The 24,596-nt window shown below is 59.0% G+C and carries 29 protein-coding genes, 1 tRNA gene and 1 pseudogene; 12 read left to right on the top strand and 19 right to left on the bottom strand.

Annotated features, from left to right (window positions below; all coding sequences use genetic code 11):
- Positions 1 to 39 precede the first annotated feature (39 nt).
- The 5 genes from IGS60_RS10305 (at position 40) to IGS60_RS10285 (ending at position 5,739) form a co-directional block, all read left to right on the top strand.
- Complete coding sequence (locus tag IGS60_RS10305; RefSeq protein WP_070219071.1) at positions 40 to 1,209, top strand: AAA family ATPase; 1,170 nt, start codon at positions 40 to 42, stop codon at positions 1,207 to 1,209.
- Between the two features lie 50 nt (positions 1,210 to 1,259).
- Positions 1,260 to 2,606: a CpaF family protein gene (locus tag IGS60_RS10300; protein WP_083287262.1), complete on the top strand. Its 1,347-nt coding sequence runs from the start codon at positions 1,260 to 1,262 to the stop codon at positions 2,604 to 2,606.
- A gap of 12 nt (positions 2,607 to 2,618) precedes the next feature.
- Complete coding sequence (locus IGS60_RS10295) at positions 2,619 to 3,596, top strand: type II secretion system F family protein (protein WP_070219073.1); 978 nt, start codon at positions 2,619 to 2,621, stop codon at positions 3,594 to 3,596.
- A 120-nt stretch (positions 3,597 to 3,716) separates the two neighbouring features.
- Positions 3,717 to 4,655: a type II secretion system F family protein gene (locus tag IGS60_RS10290; RefSeq protein WP_070289464.1), complete on the top strand. Its 939-nt coding sequence runs from the start codon at positions 3,717 to 3,719 to the stop codon at positions 4,653 to 4,655.
- 13 nt (positions 4,656 to 4,668) lie between these two features.
- Positions 4,669 to 5,739: a LytR C-terminal domain-containing protein gene (locus IGS60_RS10285; protein ID WP_070219075.1), complete on the top strand. Its 1,071-nt coding sequence runs from the start codon at positions 4,669 to 4,671 to the stop codon at positions 5,737 to 5,739.
- Between the two features lie 70 nt (positions 5,740 to 5,809).
- Here the strand turns inward: IGS60_RS10285 and IGS60_RS10280 are convergent, their stop codons facing one another.
- Complete coding sequence (locus tag IGS60_RS10280) at positions 5,810 to 6,796, bottom strand: EDSAP-1 family PEP-CTERM protein (protein WP_230504154.1); 987 nt, start codon at positions 6,794 to 6,796, stop codon at positions 5,810 to 5,812.
- A gap of 199 nt (positions 6,797 to 6,995) precedes the next feature.
- Complete coding sequence (locus tag IGS60_RS10275; protein WP_070289467.1) at positions 6,996 to 7,370, bottom strand: hypothetical protein; 375 nt, start codon at positions 7,368 to 7,370, stop codon at positions 6,996 to 6,998.
- A gap of 150 nt (positions 7,371 to 7,520) precedes the next feature.
- On the opposite strand from IGS60_RS10275, the gene IGS60_RS10270 reads away from it, so the two are divergent.
- Positions 7,521 to 7,832, top strand: coding sequence for a hypothetical protein (locus tag IGS60_RS10270; RefSeq protein WP_070289468.1), 312 nt, complete (start codon positions 7,521 to 7,523; stop codon positions 7,830 to 7,832).
- Between the two features lie 15 nt (positions 7,833 to 7,847).
- On the opposite strand, the gene IGS60_RS10265 is transcribed toward IGS60_RS10270, so the two are convergent.
- The 3 genes from IGS60_RS10265 to IGS60_RS10255 form a co-directional block, all read right to left on the bottom strand.
- Positions 7,848 to 8,054 carry a dodecin gene (locus tag IGS60_RS10265; RefSeq protein WP_034753599.1) on the bottom strand — a complete coding sequence of 69 codons (207 nt, stop codon included), beginning with the start codon at positions 8,052 to 8,054 and terminating at the stop codon, positions 7,848 to 7,850.
- Positions 8,055 to 8,563: 509 nt separating this feature from the next.
- The gene (locus IGS60_RS10260) at positions 8,564 to 9,190 is read right to left on the bottom strand and encodes an NYN domain-containing protein (RefSeq protein ID WP_230504151.1); all 627 of its coding nucleotides are present in this window, start codon (positions 9,188 to 9,190) and stop codon (positions 8,564 to 8,566) included.
- Between the two features lie 511 nt (positions 9,191 to 9,701).
- Positions 9,702 to 10,472, bottom strand: a complete 771-nt coding sequence (locus tag IGS60_RS10255; protein ID WP_230504149.1) for a KilA-N domain-containing protein — start codon at positions 10,470 to 10,472, stop codon at positions 9,702 to 9,704.
- Between the two features lie 327 nt (positions 10,473 to 10,799).
- Between IGS60_RS10255 and IGS60_RS10250 the strand changes: the two are divergent.
- A pseudogene (locus IGS60_RS10250) lies at positions 10,800 to 11,379 on the top strand (recombinase family protein).
- A 14-nt stretch (positions 11,380 to 11,393) separates the two neighbouring features.
- On the opposite strand, the gene IGS60_RS10245 reads toward IGS60_RS10250, so the two are convergent.
- From IGS60_RS10245 to petA, 9 genes are all read right to left on the bottom strand, one after another.
- Positions 11,394 to 12,368, bottom strand: a complete 975-nt coding sequence (locus IGS60_RS10245; RefSeq protein WP_230504147.1) for an ImmA/IrrE family metallo-endopeptidase — start codon at positions 12,366 to 12,368, stop codon at positions 11,394 to 11,396.
- On the bottom strand, positions 12,361 to 12,687 hold the full coding sequence (locus tag IGS60_RS10240) for a hypothetical protein (RefSeq protein ID WP_230504145.1): 327 nt from the start codon (positions 12,685 to 12,687) through the stop codon (positions 12,361 to 12,363). Before IGS60_RS10240 ends, IGS60_RS10245 begins: the two co-directional genes overlap by 8 nt.
- Positions 12,680 to 12,985, bottom strand: coding sequence for a colicin E3/pyocin S6 family cytotoxin (locus IGS60_RS10235; RefSeq protein ID WP_230504143.1), 306 nt, complete (start codon positions 12,983 to 12,985; stop codon positions 12,680 to 12,682). The genes IGS60_RS10240 and IGS60_RS10235 overlap by 8 nt, the downstream gene beginning before the upstream one ends.
- A gap of 133 nt (positions 12,986 to 13,118) precedes the next feature.
- A tRNA-Thr gene (locus tag IGS60_RS10230) sits at positions 13,119 to 13,194 on the bottom strand.
- Between the two features lie 26 nt (positions 13,195 to 13,220).
- Positions 13,221 to 13,733, bottom strand: a complete 513-nt coding sequence (locus tag IGS60_RS10225; RefSeq protein WP_070223748.1) for a ClpXP protease specificity-enhancing factor — start codon at positions 13,731 to 13,733, stop codon at positions 13,221 to 13,223.
- Positions 13,734 to 13,958: 225 nt separating this feature from the next.
- Complete coding sequence (locus tag IGS60_RS10220; protein ID WP_010394154.1) at positions 13,959 to 14,570, bottom strand: glutathione S-transferase N-terminal domain-containing protein; 612 nt, start codon at positions 14,568 to 14,570, stop codon at positions 13,959 to 13,961.
- Between the two features lie 120 nt (positions 14,571 to 14,690).
- Positions 14,691 to 15,455, bottom strand: a complete 765-nt coding sequence (locus IGS60_RS10215; protein ID WP_070223750.1) for a cytochrome c1 — start codon at positions 15,453 to 15,455, stop codon at positions 14,691 to 14,693.
- A gap of 36 nt (positions 15,456 to 15,491) precedes the next feature.
- Positions 15,492 to 16,904: a cytochrome bc complex cytochrome b subunit gene (locus IGS60_RS10210; RefSeq protein WP_121671266.1), complete on the bottom strand. Its 1,413-nt coding sequence runs from the start codon at positions 16,902 to 16,904 to the stop codon at positions 15,492 to 15,494.
- A gap of 2 nt (positions 16,905 to 16,906) precedes the next feature.
- Entirely contained in the window at positions 16,907 to 17,515 is a 609-nt protein-coding gene (gene petA / locus IGS60_RS10205) for a ubiquinol-cytochrome c reductase iron-sulfur subunit (RefSeq protein WP_070313043.1), read from the bottom strand.
- Between the two features lie 413 nt (positions 17,516 to 17,928).
- Between petA and mscL the strand changes: the two genes are divergently transcribed.
- The 4 genes from mscL to IGS60_RS10185 are packed head-to-tail and all read left to right on the top strand — an operon-like array spanning position 17,929 to position 20,654.
- Positions 17,929 to 18,378: a large conductance mechanosensitive channel protein MscL gene (mscL, locus tag IGS60_RS10200; RefSeq protein ID WP_070223752.1), complete on the top strand. Its 450-nt coding sequence runs from the start codon at positions 17,929 to 17,931 to the stop codon at positions 18,376 to 18,378.
- Between the two features lie 41 nt (positions 18,379 to 18,419).
- Positions 18,420 to 19,580, top strand: coding sequence for a Do family serine endopeptidase (locus IGS60_RS10195; RefSeq protein ID WP_099408048.1), 1,161 nt, complete (start codon positions 18,420 to 18,422; stop codon positions 19,578 to 19,580).
- Between the two features lie 21 nt (positions 19,581 to 19,601).
- Entirely contained in the window at positions 19,602 to 20,294 is a 693-nt protein-coding gene (locus tag IGS60_RS10190; protein WP_070223756.1) for a DUF2461 domain-containing protein, read from the top strand.
- Between the two features lie 15 nt (positions 20,295 to 20,309).
- Complete coding sequence (locus tag IGS60_RS10185; protein WP_230504142.1) at positions 20,310 to 20,654, top strand: cupin domain-containing protein; 345 nt, start codon at positions 20,310 to 20,312, stop codon at positions 20,652 to 20,654.
- Between the two features lie 15 nt (positions 20,655 to 20,669).
- Here the strand turns inward: IGS60_RS10185 and IGS60_RS10180 are convergent, their stop codons facing one another.
- From IGS60_RS10180 to IGS60_RS10160, 5 genes are all read right to left on the bottom strand, one after another.
- Positions 20,670 to 21,710 carry an NAD(P)H-dependent glycerol-3-phosphate dehydrogenase gene (locus IGS60_RS10180; protein WP_230504140.1) on the bottom strand — a complete coding sequence of 347 codons (1,041 nt, stop codon included), beginning with the start codon at positions 21,708 to 21,710 and terminating at the stop codon, positions 20,670 to 20,672.
- 68 nt (positions 21,711 to 21,778) lie between these two features.
- Entirely contained in the window at positions 21,779 to 22,240 is a 462-nt protein-coding gene (locus tag IGS60_RS10175) for an SH3 domain-containing protein (protein WP_070289474.1), read from the bottom strand.
- 82 nt (positions 22,241 to 22,322) lie between these two features.
- The gene (gene secB, locus IGS60_RS10170; RefSeq protein WP_010394167.1) at positions 22,323 to 22,796 is read right to left on the bottom strand and encodes a protein-export chaperone SecB; all 474 of its coding nucleotides are present in this window, start codon (positions 22,794 to 22,796) and stop codon (positions 22,323 to 22,325) included.
- Positions 22,797 to 22,956: 160 nt separating this feature from the next.
- Positions 22,957 to 23,223, bottom strand: coding sequence for a glutaredoxin 3 (gene grxC, locus IGS60_RS10165; RefSeq protein ID WP_070220900.1), 267 nt, complete (start codon positions 23,221 to 23,223; stop codon positions 22,957 to 22,959).
- A gap of 27 nt (positions 23,224 to 23,250) precedes the next feature.
- The gene (locus IGS60_RS10160) at positions 23,251 to 23,667 is read right to left on the bottom strand and encodes a rhodanese-like domain-containing protein (RefSeq protein WP_070220898.1); all 417 of its coding nucleotides are present in this window, start codon (positions 23,665 to 23,667) and stop codon (positions 23,251 to 23,253) included.
- 106 nt (positions 23,668 to 23,773) lie between these two features.
- On the opposite strand from IGS60_RS10160, the gene gpmA reads away from it, so the two are divergent.
- Positions 23,774 to 24,520, top strand: a complete 747-nt coding sequence (gene gpmA / locus IGS60_RS10155; protein WP_070220895.1) for a 2,3-diphosphoglycerate-dependent phosphoglycerate mutase — start codon at positions 23,774 to 23,776, stop codon at positions 24,518 to 24,520.
- The last annotated feature ends 76 nt before the right edge of the window (positions 24,521 to 24,596 follow it).

The following is a 24,596-nucleotide window of genomic DNA, read 5'->3' as shown; positions in this document are numbered from 1 at the left end:
CAGCCGACTGTGTAGACCTGAAAGAAGCGAGGAAGTGCGATGAAAGCCCTGATGATTAGCCGCGATGCCAGCTTGCACGATGAAATTGCCGCGCAGGGGGCGGCCCGCATGCCCGTGCTGCGGCTGCTGGAACGGCGCAGCGGCCTGCGCGACGCCGTCGAGCGCATGCTGCCGGAAGCGCCGGAACTGGTGATCGTCGACGCCAGCGGTATCGATGCCGACGAAGCCGACCTGCTCGAGCGCCTGGCGCGCCAGTATCCGCTGGCGGTGCTGATGCTGCTCACGCGCGGACAGCAGCAGGATGTGCTGATCCGCGCCATGCGCGCCGGCATGCGCGAAGTGCTGCAGCTGCCGCTGGTGCACAAGGCCTTTCACGAGGCGATGGATCGGGTCGATATCCAGGCCGGCGTGACGCAGATGCGCGACGGTAAAGTCCTCGCCTTCATCTCGTGCAAGGGCGGCAGCGGCGCCACTTTTCTATCGACGAATTTTTCCTACGCGCTGGCCAGCCTGGCCGGCTGCAAGGTGCTGCTGATCGACCTGCATGGCCAGTTCGGCGACGCCACCCTGTATGTCTCGGACCAGAAGCCGGCGATGACACTGTCCGACATCTGTGCCCAGATCGCGCGCATGGACGGCGCCTTCCTCGCCTCGTGCCTGGTGCACGTGACGCCGAACTTCGGCGTGCTGGCGGCGGCCGACGACCCCGCGCACAAGGTCGACATGCAGCCCGAGCACATGGACCGCATCCTGGCCGTGGCGCGCCAGCACTACGACTACATCGTGCTCGACGTGGGACGCCAGATCGATGCGCTGTCGCTGCGCGCGCTCGACAACGCCGACGCCATCTATCCGGTGCTGCAGCTGGCCTTGCCCGACATCCGCGACGGGCGGCGCCTGCTCGACATTTTTCGTTCGCTCGGCTATCCGGGCGAGCGCCTGCGCCTGATCGTCAACCGTTATGAGAAGGGCGGGCGCCTGCGCCTGGCGGACCTGGAGCAGGCGCTGGGCGCGGAAGTGGTGCACACGGTGCCCAACGATTACATCGCCGCCACCGATTCCGTCAACCAGGGCATCCCGCTGCTGCAGCTGTCGCGCACCAGCGCCGTGGCGCGCAGCCTGGCCGAGCTGGTGGAGCTGGTGACAGCGCGCCGCGTGACGGAAAGCCGCGGCCTGTTCGACCGCCTGTTCAGCCGCAGCGAGGTTTAGGACAGAAACATATGTCAAGGCTCCCGCCGGGGGCCATCATGGGAGCCGAGATGACTTTACGCGAACGCCTGGCGGCAAATGAAACGGTGCGCCCCGCCAGCAATGGACAAGGCGCGCTGGCGCTGCACGCCTACCAGGAACTGAAAAAAACCATGCACCAGACGATACTCGACCGTATCGACCTGGAACGCCTGAAACGCCTGACTGCCGAGCAGTTCAAGCATGAGCTGGCGCTGCTGGTGCAGCGCGTGATCGAGGAAGAGCGCATCGTCCTCAATCAGCACGAGCGGCATAGCCTGGTGCTCGACATCCAGCACGAGATGCTGGGCTTTGGTCCGCTCGAACCCCTGCTGGCCGATGCCAGCGTGTCCGACATCCTCGTCAATACCTGCGACAAGGTGTATGTGGAGCGGGGCGGGCGGCTGCAGCTGACGGACGTGACCTTCCACGACAATGCGCACCTGATGAAGATCATCGAAAAGATCGTCTCGCGCGTGGGACGGCGCGTCGATGAATCGAGCCCGATGGTCGACGCGCGCCTGCCGGACGGCTCGCGCGTGAATGCCATCATTCCGCCGCTGGCCGTCGATGGCCCGATCCTGTCCATCCGGCGCTTTGCCGTGCAGCCTTTGAGCATCGCCAACCTGCTCGACTACAAAAGCCTGACGCCGCCCATGGTGCAGGTGCTGCAGGCGCTGGGCCAGGCGAAGATCAATATCCTGATCTCGGGCGGCACTGGCAGCGGCAAGACGACCCTGCTCAACGTGCTGTCCGGCTTCATTCCCGGCAGCGAGCGCATCGTCACCATCGAGGATGCGGCCGAACTGGCGCTGCGCCAGCCGCACGTGGTACGGCTGGAAACGCGCCCGCCGAATATCGAAGGCAAGGGCGAAGTAAGCCAGCGCGCGCTGGTGCGCAATGCGCTGCGCATGCGGCCCGACCGCATCATCCTGGGCGAGGTGCGCGGCGCCGAGGCGCTCGACATGCTGCAGGCGATGAACACGGGCCATGAAGGGTCGCTGGCGACCATCCATTCGAACACGGCGCGCGATGCGCTGGCGCGGCTGGAAAACATGGTCGGCATGGCCAACGTGAACCTGACGCCGCGCGCCACGCGCCAGCAGATCTGTTCGGCCGTGACGGTGGTGATGCAAGTGTCGCGCCTGACGGATGGCGCGCGCAAGCTGGTCAGCCTGCAGGAAGTGACGGGGATGGAAGGCGACATCATCGCCATGCATGAAATCTTCCGCTTCGAGCAGACGGGCGTCGATGCCGATGGCAAGGTGCAGGGCCACTTTTGCGCCACGGGCGTGCGGCCCCGCTTTACGGAGCGCTTGCGCATGTTCGGCGCGCCGGTGCCGGACACGGTGTTCGACCCGGACCGAATTTATGAGTAAGGGGGAGGGATCATGGACCTGGTGTTCTACGGCTTTGCCGTGCTGCTGTTCGCCGCCTGCATTCTGATGGTGGAAGGGGCCTGGCTGTGGTGGTCGGGCACGCATGGCAGCGCGGCGCGGCGCATCAACCGGCGCCTGCGGCTGATGGCGGCGCGCGGCGAGGCGGGCGGCGAGCGCGTCTCCATCCTCAAGCAGCGCCGCTATGCGCGTTCGCCCGGCCTGGAGCGGCTGCTGCGGCGCATGCCGCAGGCGGCGCGGCTGGATCATTTGCTGCTGCAATCGGGCTTGTCCTGGTCGGTGGCGCAATTCCTGGGCGGCAGCGGCGCCTTGCTGCTGGCGGCCTTGCTGCTGTTGGCGGCCTGGTCCATGCCCTTGCCCGGCGCCTTGCTGCTGCTGTCCTGCGCCGTGAGCGCACCGTGTTTGTTCGTGCTGCGCGCGCGCGCCGCGCGGCTGAAAAAGATCGAGGCGCAACTGCCGGAAGCGGCCGATTTCCTGGCCCGCGCGCTGCGCGCCGGGCACTCGTTTTCGAACGTGCTGCAGATGGTGGGAGACGAACTCAATGAGCCGATCAGCGGCGAATTCAAGACGGCGCACGAAGAGATCAATTACGGCGTGCCGATGAACGAGGCGCTGCAAAACCTGGCTGCGCGCATCCCGCTGACGGACTTGCGCTACCTCGTCATCGCCGTGCTGGTGCAGCGCGAATCGGGCGGCAACCTGGCCGAGGTGCTGGTCAGCATCGCGCGCATCATCCGCGCCCGCTTGAAGTTGCTGGGACAGGTGCGCGTGCTGTCGGCCGAGGGGCGCATGTCGGCCTGGGTGCTGGGCCTGATGCCGGTGGTGATGATCGGCGTCATGGCCCTGGTCAACCCGCAATACATCCGCCTGCTGTGGACCGATCCCAGCGGCATCAAACTGCTGTGGTACGCGGCTGGCATGGTGGCGCTGGGTGTCGTCTGGATGCGTAACGTCATCCGCATCCGTATTTGAAGGGCGCGCCTGAAAAAAAGTCCATGGCGTTGTTGCGTCGCCTCGCCGTACGCCCGTACTGTCTTCGGCGACGCGCCTAGCCCTGAACGTTTTTTCAGTCGATCAGAGGAGGAATACTTCATGACCGGTGCACAACTGCTGTTCTTGTTGATCGTCTTTGCCGTGGTGGTGGCGCTGGCCCTGCTGGCGTGGCTGATCTTCTTTCCCGGTACCTTGCGCCAGCGTCTGTTCGGCGCCACGGCGTCGGCCGCCAGCGAGGCGGTGGCCGATACTGGCTGGGTCGAGCGGGTGGTGCGCGTGGCGCAGCCGTTCAGCAAGCTGTCGCTGCCGGAAGAGGGCTGGGAACGCTCGCCGCTGCGCACGCGTTTCATGAACGCGGGCTGGCGCCAGGCGAGCGCGCCGGCCCTGTACTTTGCGGCGAAAAGCGTGCTGGCCCTGCTGTTTCCCACCGTGCTGGGCCTGTATGCGGCCAGCGCCATGGCGGCGCAGTTGCGCAGCGTGCTGCTGTTGCTGCTGTGCGTCAGCGCCACCATCGGCTATTACCTGCCCAACCTGGTGCTGGCCAGCACGGCCAAGCGGCGCCAGCGCGACATTTTCGAAAACATCCCCGATGCGCTCGACTTGCTGACCGTGTGCGTGGAAGCGGGCCTGAGCTTGGAGCGCGCGCTGGTAAAGGTGTCGGGCGAGATCCACATCAAAAGCGTGGTACTGGCGCAGGAATTGCAACTGGTGCTGATGGAAATGCGCGCCGGTTTTTCCAAGGAAAAGGCGCTGCGCAACCTGGCCTTGCGCAGCGGCGTGGAAGACGTCGATACCCTGGTCGCCATGCTGATTCAATCGGAACGCTTCGGCACCAGCATGGGCGATTCGCTGCGCGTGCATTCGGAAAACCTGCGCGGCAAGCGCAGCCTGCTGGCCGAGGAGGCGGCGGCGAAGATCGCGTTAAAGCTGCTGTTCCCGCTGATTTTTTGCGTCTTTCCCACCCTGATGCTGGTGCTGATGGGGCCGGCCGTGATCGAAGTCTATCGCGTGCTCGTGCCGGCCATGGCCAGCCGCTGAAAGGAGTCTCACCATGCGCTTGACGATATCCCGCCTGGCCGCCGCGTGCGCCTGTCTGGGCCTGGCCGCCTGTACCACGCAGCTGGCCCATGCACCGGCGCCGCAGTGGCCTGACGCCGATGCCGCCTATGCGGCGGGGCGCCAGCATGTCGAGCGGGGCGACCTGCCCGCGGCGCAAGCGGCCTATGAACAAGCCCTGCGCCATGCGCCGCGCCACGTGAACGCGCGCAACGGACTGGCCGTGCTGCACGCGCAGCGGGGCGAGCATGACGCGGCGATCGCCCATTGGCTGGCCTTGACGCAGGAGGCGGGTACACGGCAGCCGCAGCAGGCCTATCTGTTCAGCAATCTCGGCCACGCCTATTATTTAAGCGGCCGCGACGCGCAAGCCTTGCCCGTGCTGGAACAGGCATGCCTGCTCGATCCGCTCAATGCGCTGGCCTGGCAGCACCTGGCGCAGGTACTGGAACGGCTGGGACAGCACGAGCGCGCCGCCGTCATGCGGCGCCAGGCGGCCAGCTTGCAGGAACACGATGTGCGGCGCGATCTGGCCTTGTTGCGCGGCGAGGCGCCGCCGCAGGGCGTGCCCGCGCCGGTGCCCGATGCGCCCGCCATGGCGCGCGTGGAGATCACGCAGAGCGATGGCATGGCCCGCCTGAGACGCGTGCCGGCGGCGGTGCGCAGCCTGACCGTTAGCCCATTGGTGCCGGCTGCGCCTGTGGCTGGCACGCCGCGTCCGCGCCTGGAAATTGTCAACGGCAACGGCGTGCCGGGCCTGGCCGCCGCGCTGGCGCGCAGTCTGGCAGGAGCGCCCGTGCAGGTGGTGCGCCTGGCCAATGAAGCCAGCTTCCAGGTGGCGCGCACGCGCGTCGAGTACCGGCCCGCGCAGGAACAGGCGGCGCGCCAGCTGGCCCGCCAGTTGGGTACGCAGGTGCAGACCCAGGTGCAGACCCAGGCCGCCGATTGCCCCGCCAGCGAGCTGCGTCTGGTACTGGGGCGCGACTTGAGCGACCCCGCCATGCTGCACCGCTATTATCTGCAGCAATTGCAGCTGGCGCGCCAGGCGCTGGCACGGCTCGGTTAACACGCATCGGCTGGCATAAAAAAACGCGGCGCCTTTTGCGGGCGCCGCGTGCTTTTGAGCGTGCCAGTGCTTATTTAGCCTGGCGGCGGCGCGTAAAGGCGAGGACGGCCAATCCCGTCCCCAGCAGGAACAGGGTGCCTGGCTCCGGCACTTGCAAGGGATCGATGACGACGATGTCGGTGCGCGTGGACTTGGAAAAATTCAAGGTGTAGCTGCCGGCGGGCAGGGCGAAATTCGAGGTCAGGGAAAACATCGCGAAGCCATTCGTGAAGGCGCGCCCGGTGGCCGGGTCGTTGGTGCCGGCCGTCATGTTCAGGCTGAACGGGTCCAGGCTACCGACCGTATGGTTGCCGTTGATGTCGCTGCCATTGCTGGCATCGCCATCAGGCGCGAACTGGAAGATCACGCCGTCGGCATTCGCATGCGACAGGCAGCCGACGGGACTGGCGGCATTGCACGAGATATTGAAGATATCCATGATCGACACGTTCGACTTGTCGCCCATGGTCGTCACGCTGGTGCGCAGGTCGCGTCGGCCCATGAAGCTGAAGGTGATGAAGCCGGCGCTCGACAGGGTCAGGTTGACGGAGCCGGTCAGCGTGTCGCCGGCCGTGGAGGACGCCGCCCCCACCGTGTTGCGCTGCGCTTCTGACACGGCGCTGACGGTGGAGCCGGCGGCAGTGAGCATATTGCCGAAGGAATGCGCATCGCCGCGCGCGAACTCCAGTGCAGCGGTGGGCGCGTAGTGGTTTTGCGGCGAGGCGCTGCAGCCGGTGCCGGAGCACACTTGCAGCACGTCGGCGTTGGCAGCCGGACCCGTATTGACGGCGCGCGGATTGACGGCCACGCCGCCCTGGAAAAAGGCGCTGTCGCTGGCATTGCGGTTGGCGCCAGCCAGCGACAGCGCGCCAGCGCTGGTGGTGATACGGAAATTGTTCAACTCGTTGACGGCCAGGCCGTAGGCACCTGCCTGCGCCTGACCACTGGCCAGCAGACTTGCCGCCGCCAGTGCGCCCAGCCAACCCAGGGTCTTGTTTCGTGTGTGATCGACGTTCATCGCAGCCTCTTATCGTAGTCAGTCTCGGGAAATCCGGGGGAGAAAGAATCCAGAATGTCCAGAATGACTTGTCTGAATTCATCTCGTAGACAGTGATAAGCAGCTTGTATGCCACACAAAAAAAGCACATGGAATCAAGTGCTTGCGTAAAGCAGACTGAGCCGGTGGAAGCAAAGTGTAAGAAAGGCCGACGCCGCTTTCAGGTGCCCCGGTGATAACCCAGGTGGCCACCCGAATTGCGCGCGCAGCCGCAGCCGATGCGCGCCACTTCCTCGCCTTCCGTCAATTTCCAGTTGGTAATCGTCGTGTGCTGCCAGTCGATGTCGCTTTTCTTGACAGGCTTCACCGTCAACGTGCGGGCGGCCGCATCCGTGTACTCCATCAGCTCCTCGTCGTCGGCGATGTCGAAATGGCGGTGGATCAGGGAAATGCCGAAGCGGTCGAGCGCGCCATAGCGCTGCAGCACGTCGCGCAGTTCGCGAAAACACGCCAGGTCGTCGGGCAGCAGCGGATCGACGGCGGAAATATCGGCGACGGGCTGCCATTGCATGGCGTGGATGTTCAGGCTGTGCATGATGTTCTCCTGTGCCCCTTGTCGCTAGCCCAGGCTGCCGGAGGGGCGCCGGCACGCCTGGCGAAATGCTCATCGTGGCCGCAACGCCGCTGCGGCGCTTGCGCCAGATCAAAGGTGCGGCACATCATGGCTTGCCCGGTAAAATAGGCCATGGCAAACAAAACCCCCACCTTCCCCGGCGCACGCACGGGCCGCGGCCAGGTCCTGGCCGTGCTGCTGTCGAACCGCGACCAGTCCGGCGCCGAACCGCTGCAAGGCCGCGTCTCGCTGGCCGCCATCGTGAAAGCGCTGAAACGCAAATACCACTGGCCGATTGAAACGCACAGCTTCCCCGCGAATACGCAGGACGGCCGCGCCAGCTGGGCGACCGTCTACAGCTTGCCGGAAAAGGTTATCGAGGCCGCGCTGGAGGCCGGCGGCCGGGAGTGGCTGGAGAGCCGGGCAGTAGCCGGGCGGCGGTGAATGCGCCGCAGTACGCTATTCGAGCCGGAAGCCGACCTTCAGCGTGACCTGGAAGTGCGCCACCTTGCCATCGACGATATGGCCGCGCGATTCCGTCACTTCATACCAGTCCATATGCTTGACCGTCAGCGCCGCCTTGGCAATGGCATCGCGTATCGCCTGATCGCTGCTCTCGGTCGACGTGCCGACCAGTTCGATCAGCTTGTAAGTGTGTGCGGACATGATATTTCCCCAGGTAGGCAAGCCAGACATCGGGAGCCTGCTTTGCGCAAGCACGTGCTCATCTTGCGCCTAAACGTGCTGATAGTCATTGCGCGGTGCAGCATGCGTCATGCGGGCGGCTTGCCTCGATGGGTTTCAAGGATTCCGGGAGTGTCTCCCCGGCGGGAGAAAAGAAAAAAGGGCTACAAGCATAGGCCTGTACCCCTTGATTTCCTACTGAATTCTGGTGCCGACTAGCGGTTTCGAATTGGTACTTGATGATTGAACATTCTACATTAAGTGGGATGCCAAAGCGATGTTCTCGGGGAATTGGTAGCCTGTTTGTCACGTCTACAAGTTAGCTAGAAGTTCAGTGGTAGCTAGTACTAGCCGAATTATCTAATGTCAATGCTTTGGCTTTGATAGTCTTGCCGAGAAATTAGCAGGATTTCAAAGTGGCTAAAGAAGATGCGAACAAAACTATGCTATTTTCATGATAACTTAAATGGTAGTTAATTTATGTGGAAATTTCATTCCTTAGATATGGCAACATTGTTTTTCGATGGAGCAACAGGTTTCCTTAACACTCTAGGTTTTGCTGGCTGACGGAAGAATATTTTATCCAGATCGATAAATTGATCGGCGGAATATTTTAATAATGGGCTTAACCCTTTAGAAAATGCGGCGAGCCAGACTTGTTTTCCATGTCGAGCAACTTCTTCTATTAGAGGTAAGTAATCACCGTCACCACCAATTATTAATAGGGTATCGAAGTTTCTATCGTATGAGTGTCGCATCATATCTACAGTAAGATTAATATCAACACTTTTTGATTTTGCCGTTCTGCCTTCTTTTTTGAATACTCTAGGTTGGAGATACCCGGTCCCTTTAATTTTGTCACTTTCTGCATATGTATAAGATGTTTCGCATATCTTTTTTCGTGCATTATCCAGAGCATTATGATCTCCCACGAAGGTTTGATAGTAAGAAATCCTTGCGAAGTCAGCGAAAAATTCTTCTGTTATTTTTGGATGCCAGACAAGTAGGTTTTCTTCGTGGACAACGTCTTTATTTTTTATAGCACCATCTTTAACCATGTCTTGAAATCTAAAAATCATATTCTCACCATCTACAAAACCAATTACTTTTTGGCTCATGTTTTTCCTATTAATTTATAAATATAGTATTTTTTATTTATGCATGCGTAATTGTTGAATTTTTTTGACTATTCTAAGTATCTGCTGTGGCGAGTAAAATTCCGAAATAAAGATAAAAAAATTGCTCGTATCTCTCAACAGAGTCCCCTAAAAGGGGGAACTATTTACGAGTGAAATTTTACTTTGTTGCAACATTCTGTTATACGGAGGTTGTTACTTATAGGCGGCAATCAAAGGAGGTATGAAGAAGGCTGGGCTTGGCGACTGTGGGAGGCGAATTTCCGATGGTGCTCAAAAAATTCCGAAGGTGCTTAGTGAATTATATGAGTATCTTCGGGGGAAAATGAGCGCCTTCGTGGATTGCCAGTTGCTGGCGTTGGTCAACTGTAACTACGGCGACCTGCTCAGTTTTGAGCGGATTGTCATCTAGACAGACACCAGAAATCTTGTGTCGCTTTCACATGCCGCTGGCGCTTTGTGCCGCGCGAACTGCGATTCTTACTTTAAACATTTAATGTTTAGGGCTAGACAGCAATTTAGGCAAATAAGACAACGCCTGCACATCTCGTTCTGCGAAATATTGGGTGGCCTTTTGCGGTAACCACACGTTGTTAAAATGGGCTCGAAAATCAGCTAAATATTCATTCGGGTACAGCCTGGCACTAACAACTCGCCCATCGGTATATTTGTGTTGATACGAAGGGAAGTCAGAGGGATTGACCCCTTTTTCCTTTCTTATCCACGCCGAAAACATCTTGCCCTCCGAAATGTCTGGAACCATACCTTCGGGCAATGTATATCCCTCCGTTTCCAAGGGGGCGATTAATCCGAAAATCAGTTCGTTCAGCATCGAGAAATGGGTTGCTGGGATTTCCGCGCGATTTGCCATGTAGCGTTGTAGATGAACTGGCATGCTATTGGGCGTCCCAGCACGAACGCCGCCAGACATCCACTCATATACCCATTTTGTAACCTGAACTGCAAACTTCGCGGAAAGCCACTGACCAAGATTGATAGCAACCTGTGGATGGACCCATGTGCCTTGAGTGCGTACATCACCGCCAGTGTTCGTATGTATGAGGAGCGCTGCGGGAATTTTTAGGTCAGCTTCTAACTCAACTAAAAACGCTATCGTATTGCTATTGCGCCTGTAATCGCTCCAGTTTTTTTGACTTGCCTTACATAAGGCAGTTGCGTTGATGTACCCATCGACAGCGCGCTGGTCAATTATAGACCCGTCGGCTTCGTGAGGGATAAGTGCAAGTGCAAGTTGGTTCGACATGTAATACTTTCAGTATAGGTAACGTAATCGCATTTTATTGATATAAAAACATTATTTCAGTGTCTGCAATTTGGCTTGTGTTTGCCGTAGGCTTAAAATCTATAGCAGCATCTTCCATAACGACTACATAATATAGTGATGCAACTAGGAAATTCTCTCGGAATATCACTCCGTCTACAATACTTGCTTTTGTCTGTTACAAAACGACCGTTTTTCAACATCTATCAAAGTCAACGATTATCCATGTTGGAAATATAGCGATTACAATTTCTAACAGGCAGGGATATTCTAACAGTCTTTTCTAACACCACTTGCCGGGAAATCATTATGGCAACCTTCGTATGCGGCCGCGTCAGCACCAAAGAACAGACCGCTGACAATCAGCGTCTCGAAATAGAGGGTGCAGGCCACCAAGTCGATTACTGGTTCTCCGACATCATCAGTGGCAAGACCAGCGCCACCCAGCGTCCGCAGTTCGCTACGCTGTTGGCCCAGATTCGCAACCGGGAAATGCTGGTGGTGTCAAAGCTCGACCGCTTGGGCCGCGACGCGCAGGACGTCGGTGCCACCGTCAAGCTGTTGGGGAATTATCCTGGCCGCCCGGAAAATTTCGGTTATCGTGCTACAGCTCGGCAAACTGGACCTGGCATCCGCCGCAGGCAAGATGATGTTGACTATGCTGGCTGCGGTGGCAGAGATGGAGAGGGATTTGCTTGTGGAGCGTACACAGTCAGGTCTGGCCCTGGCAAAGAGCGAAGGCAAGACGCTGGGGCTGCCATCGAAGACGACAGCTGAGCAGCGCACCGAGATTGTCGCCAAGTACGAGCAGGGTGAGAGCGTTAGTGCACTGGCACGGATGTACGAGATATCGCGCGCTAATATTTTGTGGGTGGTAAAACCAGCTTGAATTAGCTTAGCTTTTCATGCACGACGAGAAATTAAGTCTGAAACCTTCTTTTGCAAGAAAACGTTGAAGAGTGGATGCATAAGAATCTTGTCATAAACCTCAGTGCGTCCGGCCATTCGATGACGCACATTGGTAAAGAAGAGTGCAGCGGAAGTATCCTTCTTATTACAAGCCGAGATAATTGCGTTAACGCTATGTTTTATGTTCTCTTGAATTGCAATGGCATCAGTATCTTGAATAATTTCATCGAATATTTCCCTCCAAGGACGTTCATCCGCAATCTGGTCAGGAACGTTTTCTTCGCCAAAATACAGCCAATGGTGCGTCCCCTTGAAATCCATACTGTAGCAAGCTGAGCTCTCCTCAACTCGTATCGAGCCAGCGAATTTCTCACCCTGTGCGAAAGGCCTAACTAAGGTGCCTTGCGAACTTATTGAGGTAGCCACGAACCCTTCGTCATTTGTGCGAGCGTAAACATAGCCAGGAGGAAGAGCATTGTTCAGTGCGATAGTTGCGGCGGCCATCGATGTACCGCATAGGTCGAGGGTCATCCTGATAACGCTCGTCGGGTCTTTTTGAGTAAGAATTTGGTCGCGAAGCCAATCTCGCGGCATTAATAATTCTGCAGCGAATCGATTTGCCTCAGCCTCCATCTCCCAATAAGCGTGATCGGCATCTTCTGTGTGCTTCACCGAGTCACTATAGGAGAAAATTGTACCGGAATGCCAAGGGATCAGGACGTGACCGAACTCATGGGCTAAAGTAAATTTAGCTCTAGTGGCAGCGATTTGTGAATTTACAATTATCGATGGTCGTCGCAATTTTGCCTTCAGGTGAAGCGATACTCCGTCGACTTGCTGAACAGGAATTGGCAAGAAGTCGACATCTGCATAGACTGAAACCAAATCAAGTAAGCTTTCACCTGGCGTAAATCCATGCCGCTCTGCAATTAGCCGGGCAATCGCAACTTCAGGCCAGCGGTCAATCAAGCTTGCCCAACTTTCTTAGCCAATCTGTTACTCTCTTAGCGTCGTCTGTACTCCCAGCACGAGCAGCTAGGGGCATGGAAAAGTAATCTTCAGTGAAGTCCTCTATAGGACGCTTAGTTCGTTTGGCCGCAACAATGCCATATATTGCGTTTGCATCCCGCATCCACACTGCATACTCGTGTTTATTCATCCCGAGCAACTCGCGGAGTTCCAAATCTTGGCCAATCTGACCTTCGTGCCACTGCTCTACGTAGTCATCAATCTGGTCTGGCAACGCGGTACCACGAACGCAGCGGTCAATGAATGACATGTTAGACATTTATCTTCCTCCCTTTAACTGCTTCTTTTGTTTGTTCGCCAGATTGAGCATGGAATGCGCCCAGATGGCGGCCGCGCTTATCGAAACCTTCGATTTCTCCGTGGAGAGAGTCCCAGGTGTAGTAGTTGTTTCTGTCTTTGCTAGCCCATACTTGTTGGGCCCCTTGAACTTTGATCTTGTCGCAACTGTCGAGAAATGATGGTACTGGTTTAGGGATTTGTACCATTAAAACGCGCTCAAGGGCGCCCAGTTGTAAGCTGAAATATATTCTATCGCGATTAACTTGCAAGGTAAACAAGTCAATCCGACATCCGCGTACCGTAACGACGGAAAATGCCTACATGGCGCCTACGCAATCTATGGTATGCCAAAGAAAAATGACAAAGGGCTACAAGCAGAAGCATGTAACCCTTTGATTTCCTACTGAATTCTGGTGCCGACTGCCGGTTTCGAACTGGCCACCTGATGATTACAAATCAACTGCTCTACCAAATGAGCTAAGTCGGCAAAAACTGCGCGTTGCGAATTATACGCTATTTAATGCGTGTCAGGGTCGGGCGGCCGCCTTTTTTTGGTGGCTCGTCGTCGCCGGGCGTGGCGTTGTCGCGTTGTTCGGGGGAGCTGGCCGGCACGGACGACAGGGTCGGGCCGCTGGCGGCGGGGGCGAGCACGGGCGGCGGCACGTCGGCGGAAGCGGGGCTGTCCGTCGGTTGCGCGTCGGGGTCATCGTTGCCCAGCACGGGCTCGAAGGCCATGCCCTGGCCGTTTTCGTTGGCGTAGATGGCCATCACGTTGTCGACCGGCACGTAGATTTCGCGCGAGACGCCGCCAAAGCGGGCGTGGAAGCGGATGGCGTCGTTGTCCATCTTCAGGCCGCTGGTGGCGCCGAAGCTGATGTTGAGCACGATTTCGCCCTTTTTCACGTATTCCATCGGTACCGTGGTGCGCGAATCGACTTTGACCGCGAGATAAGGCGTGTAGCCGCTGTCGGTGCACCATTCGTAGATGGCGCGCAGCATATAAGGTTTGGTTGAGATTTCAGACATGATAGGCACTGTGAGGCGGGAGCGCCCCCGTCAGCATGAGGCGGGCGCACCGGTAGTTCAAAAGACTGGGACAGCGCAAAAAACAACTTTAACACGTGGCCCAAGATGCCCCAGAAAGCGTCGCGAGCAAGCCCGATATCGGCTTGAGTAACGCAGCCGTACTTCAGTACGGCGGGTAACGCCTAGTCGAGAGCGGGCTGCGCAGCAGCTTTATGGGGATATCTTTTAGCGGCGCATGACTTTTTCGGATGGCGTCAGCGCTTCGATGTAGGCAGGACGCGAGAAGATGCGTTCGGCGTATTTCATCAGCGGTGCAGCCGTCTTCGACAGTTCGATGCCGTAGTGGTCCAGGCGCCACAGCAGCGGCGCGACGGCCACGTCGAGCATCGAGAATTCGTCGCCCAGCATGTACTTGTTTTTCAGGAACAGTGGCGCCAGGGTCGTCAGGCGGTCGCGGATTTCCGCGCGTGCCTTGTCGTGGGCCTTGTCGTTGCTCTTGGCGCGTTCGCTTTCCAGCACGTGCACGTGCACGAACAGTTCTTTCTCGAAATTGAACAGCATCAGGCGCGCGCGGGCACGCATCAGCGGATCGGCCGGCATCAGTTGCGGATGCGGGAAGCGCTCATCGATGTACTCGTTGATGATGTTCGATTCATACAGGATCAGTTCGCGTTCGACCAGGATGGGCACCTGGCCATACGGATTCATGGTCGAGATGTCTTCCGGTTTGTTGAACAGGTCGACGTCGCGCACTTCGAAGTCCATGCCTTTTTCAAACAGGACCAGGCGGCAGCGTTGCGAAAATGGGCAGGTTGTACCCGAATAGAGAACCATCATTTTTTATAGTTCCTTAGAAACAAAGGGGGTGAAGCCGCGAACGGCTCACCCCAGGTCGCTTGTCCACTCATGCGGACAACGCAGAAACAGGCATAAACCGGCCTAAGGCCGGCGCCTCACTTATTTGACTTCCTTCCAGAACGACGCGTTAAGGCGCCATGCCAGCAGAGCAAAGACCGACAGGAACAGCAGTACCCAAACGCCCAGGCGCTTGCGTGTCTGCTGTGCCGGTTCGGCCATCCACTCCATGTAGCCGACCAGGTCGGCTACCGCATTGTCGTACTCGATCTTGTTCAACGTACCTGGCTTGACCTGCTCGAAGCCGGTAAATTTGTGGATCTTCTTGCCAGCTTCGTGCGGATCGTTCTCTTCCACGAACTTGGCAGTCTGGACACCTTGCAATTCCCATAATACATGCGGCATGGCAACATTCGGCACGACCATATTGTTCCAGCCGGTCGGACGAGTGTCGTCTTTATAGAACGTACGCAGGTAAGTATACAGGTAGTCGCCGCCTGTGCCAGCGGAAGATGATTTCGCGCGCGAAATTACCGACAAATCCGGCGGTACGACGCCAAAGAAGGCCTTGGCATCCTGCGGCGCCAGGCTGGTCGTCATCAAGTCGCCGACTTTATCACCGGAGAACAACAGATTCTGCTTGATCTGGTCTTCCGTCAAGCCCAGGTCGCGCAGGCGGTTGTAGCGCATCGACACGGCAGCGTGGCAATTCAGGCAATAATTGACGAACAATTTGGCGCCATGTTGCAGCGCTGCCATGTTGGTCTGGCGGTCAGGCGCCTTGTCCAGCGGAAAGCCGCCTTCGCTGGCGAGAGCCATGGCGGGCACGAGTGCCAGGATGGCGAGCAGTTTTTTTGCAATCTTCATATGATGTATGTCCTTTGAGCGTGGCGTGAGAGCGGCTTAGTGCGGGTGAAACGTCACACGCGACGGCACGGTCTTGAACTTGCCCATGGCACTCCACCATGGCATCAGCAGGAAGAAGCTGAAGTAAATCAGGGTGCACACTTGCGACACGATGGTTCTGAAGTCCGTTGGCGGCTGGGTACCGAGGTAGCCGAGGATCAGGAACGACAGGCCGAAGATGGCGTACACATATTTGTGCCAGGTCGGACGGTAGCGGATCGATTTCACGGGCGAATGGTCGAGCCATGGCAGGAACGCCAGGATCACGACGGAACCGCCGAAGAACACCACGCCCCAGAATTTCGCATCGAGCACCTGCGGCAGCATGCCGATGATGGCGACGATGGCGATGCCGGCGATGATGGACTTGACCGTCGTCGACAGGCGCGACTTGAGCCAGATGAACACCACGTAGGCGGCCACGGCACCCATCAGCACGTACATGAAGTCGGCCGTGGTGGCACGCAGCACCGAGTAGAACGGCGTGAAGTACCAGGTTGGCGCGATGTGCAGCGGGGTTTTCAGCGAGTCGCCCGGCAGGAAATTGTTGTATTCCAGGAAGTAACCGCCCATTTCCGGCGCGAAGAAGACGACGGCGCTGAAAATGACGAGGAAGATCGAGACGCCGAACAGGTCGTGCACGGTGTAGTAAGGATGCGAAGGGATCGAATCGACGGGGTGGCCATCGGCGCCCAGGTTTTCCTTCACTTCGATGCCGTCCGGATTGCTCGAGCCGACTTCATGCAGGGCGATCAAGTGCGCTGCAACCAAGCCCAGCAGTACCAGCGGGATGGCGATCACGTGGAAGGCGAAGAAGCGGTTCAGGGTGGCGTCGGACACCACGTAGTCGCCGCGGATCCACAACGACAGGTCAGGGCCGATGAACGGGATGGCGCCGAACAGGTTGACGATCACTTGCGCGCCCCAGTACGACATCTGGCCCCATGGCAGCAGGTAGCCGAAGAACGCTTCGGCCATCAGGCACAGGAAGATGGCGAAACCGAACAGCCAGATCAGTTCACGTGGCTTGCGGTACGAACCGTACAGCAGGCCGCGCGTCATGTGCAGGTAGACGATGATGAAGAAGGCCGAGGCGCCCGTCGAATGCATGTAGCGCACCAGCCAGCCCCACGGCACTTCGCGCATGATGTACTCGACGGAATTGAAGGCCAGGGCCGCATCCGGTTTGTAGTGCATGGTCAGGAAGATGCCGGTGACGATCTGCAAGACCAGCACCAGCATGGCCAGCGAGCCGAAGATGTACCAGAAATTGAAGTTTTTCGGAGCGTAGTACTTGCCCCATTGGTCGTTCCACAGCTTGGTCAGGGGAAAGCGGTCATCGACCCAGCCCAGCGCTTTTTCGGCGGCGGGAGCGTCTGCCGGGAACTTCGTTTCTTTGAAAGCAGCCATGATCAAGCCTCGCCTTTCTCGTCTTTACCTATCAGCAATTTGGTGTCGCTCAGGTACATATGGCGCGGCACTTGCAGGTTGTCCGGCGCCGGCTTGTTCTTGAACACGCGGCCTGCCATGTCGAAGGTGGAGCCGTGGCAAGGGCACAGGAAGCCGCCTTCCCAGTCATCGGGCAGCGACGGTTGCGGGCCGGGGGCAAATTTCGAGGAAGGGGAGCAGCCCAGATGGGTGCAGATGCCGACGGCAACGAGAATTTCAGGCTTGATCGAGCGCCATTCGTTCATGCAATACGACGGCGTGAATTCGGCGGGGTTGCGCTGGGAATTGGCGTCGGCGACCTTGCCGTCGGTCTTTTTCAGCGACGCGACCATTTCCGGCGTGCGCTTGAGGATCCAGACCGGCTTGCCGCGCCATTCGACGGTGCGCATTTCGCCGGGTTGCAAGGTGGTGATGTCTACTTCGACCGGCGCGCCAGCCGCTTTCGCGCGCTCCGACGGCTGGAAGGTGCTTACCAAGGCTCCCGCGGTTGCCAATCCAACTACACTGCCCGCCGCGCACGTGGCGACGAGCAAGCCGCGACGGCCTGAATCGACCTGCTTTTCGTTACTCATGCAAACCCCAATCAGTCAAAATGCGAATCTTTATTATGAGTGGCAGCCGCGAAAAACCCGTCGCCGAAGCTCTATCCCACTGATTGCCGCAACCCGCATCTTTGTACGGTAAAGTGGCAACATCCCTGCGGAACTTCGGACTATGGCGCAGCCCGTGCCAGTTTCTTGTTGATTATCCGGAAGTGAAAAAGCCACTTCTGGCAACCGCAAATTATAAGTGAAGCAAACAACGAATAAAACAAAAACGTTGCTTGTACCATAATTTATATACTTTTGCAGGAGGTGGCTAGTTCTTTCGAACTAGATGCGCGCGGCTGTGCACGAATTGGTCCTGCCGGCAACCACAAGTTGGTATCCCCAGGAATCAATAGTATGATCGGCATGTTTTTTATACATATCCGAAGGAGAAATTCATGGCAATGATGAAGGAATTTAAAGAATTTGCAATGAAAGGCAACGTCGTCGATCTGGCGGTTGGTGTCATTATCGGCGGCGCCTTCGGCAAGATTGTCGATTCCTTGGTGCAAGACGTGATCATGCCGCCTATCGGCCGTATTTTCGGCGGCCTCGATTTCGCCAATTACTATCTGCCCCTGAATGGCCAGGCGACGACGATGACCCTGGTGGAAGCGAAAAAAGCGGGCGCCGTGCTGGCCTACGGTAACTTCCTCACCATTTTGCTCAACTTCATCATTCTGGCTTTTATCATCTTCCAGATGGTGCGCCTGATGAACAAGGCCCGCCGCAGCGAACCGGTCGCGCCGGCCCCGGCACCGGCCACGCCGGAAGACATCGTGCTGCTGCGTGAAATCCGCGACTCCCTGCAGCAGAACGCACGCAACAGCAACAATCTGGCAAAATAAGCCGTTCCGGCACCGGCCGGCTGACCTGGGCAGAGAACTGTATGCGACGATTCTGGTTATTGTTTGCGCAAACCGTGACGATCGCGTTGGCGTTGTACTTTGTGTACGGCGCGCTGCGCCCGGCCAGCCGGGTACAGCAGCTGGGCTCTCCCGCCAAGCCGGTGCCCGTGGTGGAAACGGCGTCGAGCAGCCTGGCGCCCGGTTCCTACCGCGACGCGGCGGCGCGCGCCATGCCCGCCGTCGTCAACATCCTCACCCTGCAAGTGCCCAAGCGCGGCGCCCATCCTCTGGCGCGCGATCCCTTCTTTAAACGTTTCTTCGGCGACCGCGACCCGGACGGCGAGGATGACGAGGACTTGAAAAACAGCCTCGGCTCGGGCGTCATCGTCAGCCATGAAGGCTATGTGCTGACCAACAACCACGTGGTCGAAGGCGCCGACGAAATCGAAGTGGTGCTCACCGACGGCCGCAAGGCGCCCGCCAAGGTGGTGGGCCTGGACCCGGAAACGGACCTGGCCGTCATCAAGATCAACCTCGACAAGCTGCCCGTCATCGTGCTGGGCCAGTCGGAACTGGCGCGCGTGGGCGACGTGGTGCTGGCCATCGGCAATCCGTTCGGCGTGGGCCAGACGGTGACCATGGGCATCATCTCCGCCCTGGGCCGCAACAACCTGCACATCAACAGCTTTGAAAACTTCATCCAGACGGATGCGGCGATTAACTTCGGCAATTCGGGCGGCGCCCTGGTCGATACGCGCGGCAACTTGATCGGCATCAATACGGCGATTTACTCGCAAAGCGGCGGCTCCGTCGGCATCGGCTTCGCCATTCCCGTCTCGACGGCCAAGACGGTGATGGAAGCCATCATCAAGGATGGTCACGTGGTGCGCGGCTGGATCGGCGTGGAAACGCAGGACATCACGCCCGAGCTGGCGCAAAGCTTCAACCTGCAGCGGTCGAGCGGCGCCATCATCGCCGGCGTGGTGCGCAACGGCCCGGCCGACAAGGCGGGCATCGTGCCCGGCGACATCCTGCTGACGGTGCAAGGCAAGCCTGTCGGCGACACGACGGAAATGCTCAACCTGATCGCCCAACTGCCGCCCGGCGAAAAAGCTAAAATGACGGTGCTGCGCAAGAATCGCGAAGCGGCACTCGACGTGATGGTGGGCAAGCGCCCCATCCCGAAAGAGCTTTCCAAATAGTTGCTGATCGGAATTTGACACATGCATGTGCGTGATTTGACCCAATTTTTACGTGAACTGAGCGACAACAACAACCGTCCCTGGTTTGTCATGAACAAGCCCCGCTACGACATCCTGCGCGAGGAATTCCTCGCCTTGGTGACGTCGCTGATCGGTGAGCTGGGCAAGTTCGATCCGGCCGTGAAATACTGCAATCCGAAGAAGGCCTTGTTCCGCATCAACCGCGACGTGCGTTTCGCGCACGACAAGAGCCCGTATAAAACGCGCTTTTCGGCCGCCATCGCGCCGAACGACATGCGCCGTCCCAGCAAGGCGGGCGGACCCACGTATTATCTGCAGATCGACGGCCAGGGCAATCTGCTGTTCGGCGCCGGCGAATACATGCCGCCACCGGGCCGCCTGAAGGCGCTGCGCGAGCACATGGTCAACGACGCGCCAGGTTTTTCCAAAGTGCTGAAAAATAAGCGCTTGAAGGCCCGTTTCGGCACCATCCAGAACGAGGGCAAGTTGCAGCGCCCGCCCAAGGGCTTCGAGGCGGACGCCGAACATATCGAATTCATCAAGCTGAAGAGCTTTTTTGTCTGGACCGAAGTGCCGCTGCCCGTCAACGCACCCGAGAAACTGCTGCCGACCCTGGCGGAGGGCTTGAAGGATGCGTGGCCGCTGGTCGAGTGGATGCGCGGCGCGAAAGAGCCGGAGGAAGTCACCGAGTAATTGCCGAAGGAGCACATGATGGCACTGGAGCACGCAAGTTCAGGACAGGTGATCGAGGTGCTGCGCCGGGATGGCGACGACCTGTCGCAGTTTTCCGCCATCGCGCTGGCCAGGACGGATGAACTGGAATTGATCCGCATGTGCATGCCCAAGGGCAAGACCATGCCCGAGCATCATGTGCTCGGTGAAATCACCTTGCTGTGCCTGCAAGGGCAGGTGGCGGTGACGGCGCATGGCGGCGAGCACCTGCTGGGGCCGGGGCAGATGCTGTACCTGCTCGGCGGCCAGGCGCACGCGCTGGAAGCGCGCGCAGACAGTCTATTATTGCTGACCATACTCATGCACAAGGCGGGGCGCTAGCTTCCCCCTAGTGGCTCAGGCCGCCTCGGCGCGCGGATCGCGCGACAGCAACTGCTGCACCATCACGTGCGGCAAATCGCCATCGAACAGCACGCCGGCCACCGCGTTGGTGATCGGCATGTCGACGCCCATGCGGCGCGCCAGTTCGCGTACGGCCTTGGCGCACGGCACGCCTTCGGCCACGTGACCGAGTTCGGCCACGATGGTATCGAGGGCTTTGCCTTGCGCCAGGCCCAGGCCGACCCGGCGGTTGCGCGACAGGTCGCCCGTGCAGGTGAGAATCAAGTCGCCCATGCCCGTCAAGCCCATGAACGTTTCCGCCTGACCACCCAGGGCCGTGCCCAGGCGCGTGATTTCCGCCAGCCCACGCGTGATCAGCGCGGCGCGCGCATTCAAACCCAGGCCCAGGCCGTCGGCCACGCCCGTGGCAATGGCCAGCACGTTCTTGACGGCGCCGCCCACTTCCACGCCCACCAGGTCTTCGCTCGCATACACGCGGATGGTGCCGCCATGCAAGGCCGAGACGACGGCGCCGCGCAATGGCGCGCTGTGCGAAGCGATGGTCAGCGCGCATGGCAAGCCGCGCGCCACTTCCTGCGCGAACGAGGGACCGGACAGGGCGCCGCCGGGGATATTGTCGCCCAGCACTTCTTGCACGATCTGGTGCGGCAGCAAGCCCGTACCGCCTTCAAACCCCTTGCATAGCCACACCAGGCTGCCGATGGCCTTGTCTTTCAGCTGATGCAACATGGGCCGCAAGCCCGCCACGGGACAGGCGGCGATCAGGAGGCCATGCTCGCCGCCGGCATGCGCGACGGCAGCGTCGAAATCGGCGCTGATGCGCAGCTGCGGCGGCAAAGGGAAGCCCGGTAAATAACTGTTTTCGCCGCTGGCGGCCATGGCGGCCATGGCCTCGCCGTTGCGGCCCCACAGCAGCACGTCGTGGCGGCCGGCCAGGGCCATGGCCACGGCCGTGCCCCAGGCGCCGGCGCCGAGGATGGTGATCTTGCGGGGCAGGGCCTTGGCGGCGGGAGATGTATCTGGAGAAACTTGCATGCAACCTCAGTGGGGCGGAAGAAACGGGTGCGGCGCCCGGGCCGGTCGCCCGGTGCGCAGGGCGGGCCTTACAGGCCCCACACCTCGCTGGTCTTGACGTAGCCGCTCTGGCCATCCTTGTGGCGCACCTTGACCCAGCCGGAGCTCGGTTGCTCGCTCATTTCCAGCAGCACGCCCTTGTCGACGAGGATGATGGCGGAGGCGGTGTCGTCGGGGCTGGCGCGCACCTTGAGGTTCGCGGCGCGCGCCACGACGTTGCGCTTGGCCGACAAGCCCTTGGCTTCCGTCCAGGCCATTTCGCCGCTGGCGTCGCGCACCTTGACCCAGTCGCCGTAGCTGAGCACGACTTCCAGCGGCATGCCGCGCGGCGCCACGTACAGCTTGCCGCCCTTTGAGGACGGCGCGTCATACAGGATCACGGGGTTGGCTCCCACCGTCTTGAAATCGACGGCGTGGCTGGCGGCGGTCGCCAGCAACAGTACGGCGCCGGCCATCCAGCGGAACTTGCTCAAGAGCGCACTTTTCAACATGATATTTTGAACCTTAACGAAACACGGCGGCCAGGCCGCCGTGTCAGGCCAGCCTTGACGGCCGGCGGGGTCTTGCAAGAGCTTAGTGCGTTTCGCTGGCTGCTGGTGCTGCTGCAGCGGCGTCAGCAATAGCTTGCAGACGTTGTTGGTAGAACACTTCGAAGTTGATCTCGGCCAGGTGCACTGGCGGGAAGCCGGCACGGGTGATCACGTCGGCGATGTTGGCGCGCAGGTAAGGGTAGATGATGTTCGGGCAGCCGATTCCCAGCAGCGGATCGAGTTGATCGGCAGGAATATTGCGTGCTTCGAAGATACCGGCTTGCTTGCCTTCGACCAGGAAAGCGACTTTATCGCCGACTTTGGCGGTGACGGTGATGGTCACGGTGGCTTCGAAGATGCCGTCGGCCAGAGGTGCAGCGCCCACGTCCAGAGCTACTTCGATCGCTGGCGCTTCTTGTTCCAGGAAAATAGCTGGGGAATTTGGTTGTTCCAGCGACATGTCTTTCAGGTAGACGCGTTGGATTTGGAAGACTGGTTGCAGGTTTTCGTCAGACATGGAACGCTTTCGTTGTAAAGGACAAGAACGGCACACCGTTCAAATATGGTGCTTGCAGTATTCAAACCGCGCCGGATAGGCGCGGCCAGATCAGGTGCGAGGGCAATTGTATCAAAACAATACGACAAAAAACCAAGCAATTTCTCGAACCCGCTTTATATCAGGCTGCCGTGCCATTTAACAAGGGGTCGAGCTTGCCAGCTTGATCGAGCGCATACAAATCGTCGAATCCGCCCACGTGGGTGTCGCCCACATAGATTTGCGGCACCGTGCGGCGGCCCGTGCGTTCCATCATCTTGATGCGTTCTTCCGGGTCGAGGTCGACGCGGATCTTTTGCACGGCGACGCCCTTGGCTTCCAACAGGCGCTCGGCGCGCACGCAATACGGGCACACGGCGGTGCTATACACAATTACGGGGACGGTCATGATGATTCCTTCTAGTTAAATGCCGGCTTACTTCGCCAGCGACAGGGTTTTCAATGGCAAACCCTGCTTTTTCCATTCGTCGAGGCCGCCTTCCAGGCTTGTTGCCTCAGCGAAACCGGCTTTGCCCAGCAGGCCGACGGCGGTTGCCGAACGCGAACCTTTCTGGCAAACCACTACAATGGGGCGCGTTTTGAATTTTTCCAGCTCGCCCATGCGTTTTGCCAGTTCCGGCAGCGGAATATTTTTTGCGTCAGGCAAGTGGCCTGTGGCGAATTCTTCCGCGCTGCGCACGTCGACGATGATGGTCTTGCCACGGTTGATCAGTTGCGTGACTTCCAGCACGGTCGCGCGCTTGCCGCGCATCGACAGCAGTGGCCAGAGGAGGGCGCCGCCGGAAATAATGACGATGGCAAACAGAAAAATGTGGTCGATAATGAATTTCACGTAGGGTCCAATGGTTTAAGTCAATCCGCGCATTATAAAATAGAAGCTGGACGAGGTCTTTTTACGTTTTGCTTTTTTGATTTGAACCCCTTGAGAAGATAGAACTATGTACAAAATCGTTTTCATGCGTCACGGCGAGTCCACCTGGAACCTCGATAACCGCTTCACCGGCTGGACCGACGTCGATCTGACGGAAAAGGGCGTCAACGAAGCCAAGGCCGCCGGCCAGATCCTCAAGCAGGAAGGTTTTACGTTCGACGTGGCCTACACTTCCGTCCTGAAGCGCGCCATCCGCACCCTGTGGCTGGCGCTCGACGAGATGGACATGATGTATTTGCCGATCAAGAACGACTGGCGCCTGAACGAGCGTCACTACGGCGCCCTGCAAGGCCTGGACAAAGGCGAGACAGCCGCCAAGTATGGCGACGAGCAAGTACTGGTGTGGCGCCGCAGCTACGACACGCCGCCGCCGCCGCTGGAAGCGAACGACGACCGTGCCTCGTACAACGATCCGCGCTATGCCGGCTTGCCGAAAGCGTCGATTCCGCTGACCGAATGCCTGAAAGACACCGTGGCGCGCGTGATGCCGGCCTGGGATGAGGAAATCGCCCCGGCCATCCGCGCCGGCAAGAAAATCATCATTTCGGCCCACGGCAACAGCCTGCGCGCCCTGATCAAGATGCTCGATGGCATCAGCGACAGCGACATCGTCGGCCTGAACATCCCGAACGGCCAGCCGCTCGTGTATGAACTGGATGCCGACCTGAAACCGATCCGTCATTACTACCTGGGCGACCCGGCAGCGATTGCGGCAGCGCAAGCTGCCGTGGCGAACCAAGGGAAGGCCAAGTAACTTGTTGTCTTTCTTCCGCGGCACAGCGATCGCCCCCTCTGCTGAACGACCCCTGCCGGCGTGGCGCGCCGGCGCC

This window comes from Janthinobacterium sp. FW305-128 (genome assembly GCF_020858135.1).
Taxonomy (GTDB): Bacteria; Pseudomonadota; Gammaproteobacteria; order Burkholderiales; family Burkholderiaceae_D; genus Janthinobacterium.
This window is presented reverse-complemented; position numbering and strand designations above follow the sequence as displayed.